Annotated in this window: 2 protein-coding genes and 1 pseudogene; 2 read left to right on the top strand and 1 reads right to left on the bottom strand. The window is 77.6% G+C overall.

Going from position 1 to position 4,146, the window contains the following annotated elements; genetic code table 11:
• A pseudogene (locus G5C65_RS32535) lies at positions 1–241 on the bottom strand (S41 family peptidase); the annotation flags it as partial.
• Positions 242–360: 119 nt separating this feature from the next.
• Here G5C65_RS32535 and recN point away from each other — a divergent pair.
• Together recN and G5C65_RS32525 are read left to right on the top strand one after the other, a co-directional pair.
• The gene (gene recN, locus G5C65_RS32530) at positions 361–2,124 is read left to right on the top strand and encodes a DNA repair protein RecN (RefSeq protein ID WP_165302641.1); all 1,764 of its coding nucleotides are present in this window, start codon (positions 361–363) and stop codon (positions 2,122–2,124) included.
• A gap of 263 nt (positions 2,125–2,387) precedes the next feature.
• Positions 2,388–3,656: a glycosyltransferase family 4 protein gene (locus tag G5C65_RS32525; protein WP_338146771.1), complete on the top strand. Its 1,269-nt coding sequence runs from the start codon at positions 2,388–2,390 to the stop codon at positions 3,654–3,656.
• Positions 3,657–4,146 lie beyond the last annotated feature (490 nt).

The following is a 4,146-nucleotide window of genomic DNA, read 5'->3' as shown; positions in this document are numbered from 1 at the left end:
GCCCCGCCCGCAGGGCGCCGGGCAGACAGCTGACGGCGGTGGTGTCGTACGTCCGCAGCGTCCGGTCCCCGACGACCACGGCGGTGCCGTAGCCGTCCGTCTGCCAGACCCCGCGCACATCGGGGGTGCGCGGGGCTGCGGCGGCCCGGTCCGGCGCTGCGAGGCCCGTGCTGCCGGTGACGGCGGCGACGGCGGTCAGCGCCGCCAGCGCGGTGAACGCGCGCCGGGATCGGATGCGCATCAGAGCCCCCGTGTGGGTGGTCGGCGTCAGGATCCCTCCCATGCTCGAAGTGGTGGATATGCCCGCGCGAGGGGCGTACCACCCTGACCGGGGGTAGGGGTATCCCCAGGGAACCTCGTATGGTCGTATCCGTGTTGGAGGAGATGCGGATCAGAGCCCTGGGCGTGATCGACGACGCCGTCGTCGAGCTGTCCCCCGGCTTCACCGCGGTGACCGGGGAGACCGGTGCGGGCAAGACCATGGTCGTCACGAGCCTCGGGCTGCTGCTCGGCGGGCGCGCCGACGCGGCGCTCGTACGGGTCGGCGCCAAGGCCGCCGTCGTCGAGGGGCGGATCACCGTGCCGCCCGACGCGCCCGCCGCGCGCCGCGCGGCCGAGGCGGGCGCCGAGCTGGAGGAGGAGGGCGGCGAGGGCACGCTGCTCGTGAGCCGTACGATCTCGGCCGAGGGCCGCTCGCGGGCCCACGTCGGCGGGCGCTCCGTCCCGGCCGGGCTGCTCGCCGAGCTGAGCGGCGAGCTGGTCGCCGTGCACGGGCAGACCGACCAGCAGGGCCTGCTGCGCGCGGCGCGGCAGCGCGAGGCGCTGGACCGGTACGCGGGCGAGTCCGTCTCCGTCCCGCTCGCCGCCTACACCGGGACGTACCGACGGCTGCGCGCCGTCGCCGGAGAGCTGGACGAGCTCACCGCGCGGGCCCGCGAGCGCGCCCAGGAGGCCGATCTGCTGCGCTTCGGCGTCGACGAGATCGCCGCCGCCGAGCCGCAGCCCGGCGAGGACACCGAACTGGCCGCCGAGGCGCAGCGCCTCGGCCACGCCGAGGCCCTCTCCTCCGCCGCCACCATGGCGCACGGCGCGCTCGCGGGCGACCCGGCCGACCCGGAGGGCGTGGACGCGGCCACCCTCGTCGCGGGCGCGCTCCGGGCGCTGGAGGCCGTCCGCGCGCACGACCAGGCGCTCGCGGCCCTCGCCGACCGGCTGGGCGAGGTGCACATCCTGCTGTCCGACGTGGCGGGCGAGCTGGCGGGGTACGCCGACGACCTGGACGCCGACCCGCTGCGGCTCGCGGCCGTCGAGGAGCGCCGCGCGGTGCTCGGCCAGCTCGTGCGCAAGTACGGCGAGCAGGGCGAGGGCACGGACGCCGTGCTGGAGTGGGCCGAGCGGAGCGCGGCCCGGCTGACGGAACTGGAGGGCGACGACGACCGGATCGGCGATCTGGCGCAGGAGCGCGAGCGGCTGCGCGCCGAACTGGCCACCCACGCCCGTACCCTGACCGAGGCCCGCAGGGACGCCGCCAAGCGGTTCGCCGACGCGGTGACCGGGGAGCTGTCCGAGCTGGCCATGCCGCACGCCCGGGTCTCCTTCGACCTCGGGCACACCGAGGACCCGGACGGACTGGACATCGAGGGGCGCGCCCTCGCCTTCGGGCCGCACGGCACCGACGAGGTCGAACTGCTGCTCACCCCGCACCCCGGTGCGCCGCCCCGCCCCATCGCCAAGGGTGCCTCCGGCGGCGAGCTGTCCCGGGTGATGCTCGCGGTCGAGGTGGTGTTCGCGGGCGCCGACCCGGTGCCCACCTACCTCTTCGACGAGGTCGACGCCGGGGTCGGCGGCAAGGCGGCCGTCGAGGTCGGGCGGCGGCTGGCGCGGCTCGCGAAGTCGGCGCAGGTCGTGGTCGTCACCCACCTCCCGCAGGTCGCCGCCTTCGCGGACCGCCACCTGGTGGTGGAGAAGACCGACGACGGCTCGGTGACGCACAGCGGGGTGCAGGCCATGGAGGGCGAGGACCGGGTGCGCGAGCTGTCCCGGATGCTCGCCGGGCAGGAGGACTCCGAACTCGCGCGGGCGCACGCCGAGGAGCTGCTGGACGCCGCGCGCGCCGCCTCCTGACGCCGTCTCCGCACCCGGTCCTGATACGCGGTCAGCGAACACCGTCCACCCGGACGGGTGAGACCCCGCGCCACCGCGGGGGAGCGGGCGTCCGCAGCGGGGCGGCCGGGACCGTACGGCCCTGCGCGCCGCGCCCGCTACCTGGCATCCTGGGCGCACCGAGCGCATCGCGGGGCCCCGAGTCCGCCTCCCGCGTGCCGTCCCCCGACCACCTGAGCACGACTGAGCACGACTGAGTACGACCCCCGGGAGCCCGACCCGTTGTGATCCGCACCGCCCTGCCCCCCGCGCCGTCCCTCGGCCGGGCACCGCTGCACGCCGTCCAGGTGCTGGGCGGAGGGCCCGGCGCGCGCGGCGGGGGCGCACCGGGCGCGGAGACCCTGGCGCATGTCCGCTCCCTGTCCGGGGGCCTGGTGGCGCGCGGGGTGCGGGTGACGGTGTGCGGCGCCGGGGACCCGGACCTCGCCCGCGTCTTCACCGAGGTGGGCGCCGGCTTCGCACCCGCGGCGGACCGCGCCGAGCCGGACGCCGCGACCGGACTGCGGGAGCTGTGCGCGGACGCCGACGTCGTGCACGCGCACGGGCTGCACGCCGGGATGCTGGCCGCGCTCGCACTCGGCAGGCGCCGCCGCCGGATCCCGCTCGTCGTCACCTGGCACACGCCCCTGCCGCCCGGCGCGGACGCCGGCGCCGGGACGGAGCGCGCCGGGGAGCCCGCCGGCGCCGTGCTTCCGCGGGCGCTGCTGGCGCGGCTGCTGCGGCGCCGGGTGGCGCGGGCCGCCGCCGTCGTCCTCGGCGTGACCACCGACCTGGTGGACGCGGCGCGGCGCTCCGGAGCCCGCGACGCGCGGCTCGCGCCCGTCGCCGTCCCCGGGCCGTGCGCCGCGGGGCACGACGACGCGTCCCCTTCCGGGCCCGAGCCGCCGGACGGCGCCTCGGGCCCGGAAGGGGACGGGCGCGAGGCGGCGCGCCACAAGGTGCGCGCCGAACTGGGTGCCACCGGGCGCCCGCTGCTCCTGTCCGTCGGCCGGCTCGACGGGCACCAGGGGTACGACACCGCGCTGACGGCGTCCCGCGCCTGGCGCGACCTCGACCCGCAGCCGCTGCTCGCCATCGCGGGCGAGGGGCCCGAACGGGCGGCGCTGCAGCGGCGCATCGACGCCGAGGAACTGCCCGTACGGCTGCTGGGGCGGCGCGACGACGCGCTGTGGCTGCTCGCCGGGGCGGATCTGGCGCTGCTGCCGGTGCGCTGGGAGTCCCGTTCCGTGCTGGCCCAGGAGGCGCTGCGGCGCGGGGTGCCGCTGGTGGCGACGGCGGTCGGTGGCCTTCCCGAACTGGTCGGGGACGCCGCCGAGCTGGTCCCGTACGCGGACGGGGACGCGCTGGCGGCGGCCGTGCGGGGGCTGCTGCGGGATCCGGCCCGGCGCGCGGCGCTCGCGGCGGCGGGGCGGGTGCGGGCGGCGAGCTGGCCGACGGAGCACGACACGGTGGCCCATGTCCTCGCCGTCTACGACGAGCTGACGTCGCGCTAGTGCCGTGACCGGAAAGGTTCACCGCCTCGCGCCTCCCTCAAGCTCTCGGCTCCGCTCGAGCAGGGGGGACCCCCATCGCGGCGTTGCCGGATCACGCGAGTACGCCCCGTACGAGCCGCGATCCGGCGCCTTGCGAGGCTCCCCCAGCTGCCGCTGGGAGGTGCCCCCTGCACCTGGGGGCACCTCCCAGTTCGAGCGGAGCCGAGAGCTTGGGGGAGACGCGAGACGGCAGACCTTTCCGGCCACGGCACTAGTGCTTTCCGGCCTACCGGGGAGGGGCAGCCCCTTGCTGCCCGTCGCAGGCTGCGGGTGATCTGTGGCTGAGCGCGCAGTTCCCCGCGCCGCTGACGGGGCGCAGTGCGAGCGGCGAGCAGTCAGGGGCGCCCTCTGCCCGGCCGCAAGGGACTCACGTCGACGCCCGAATGACCAGCTGCGGCGGGGTGACCACCGGAGCCAGGGGCGCCGACGGGGAGAGGGCGCCCTCCCTCCC

The sequence above is a fragment of the Streptomyces boncukensis genome (assembly GCF_011045075.1).
GTDB lineage: Bacteria > Actinomycetota > Actinomycetes > Streptomycetales > Streptomycetaceae > Streptomyces > Streptomyces boncukensis.
Note: the sequence above shows the minus strand (reverse complement) of the source record. Positions and strands in the feature narration are given on the sequence as shown.

Coding starts and splice junctions, on each gene's coding strand:
- recN (WP_165302641.1), top strand. CDS start 361: ATGGTCGTATCCGTGTTGGAGGAGATGCGGATCAGAGCCCTGGGCGTG.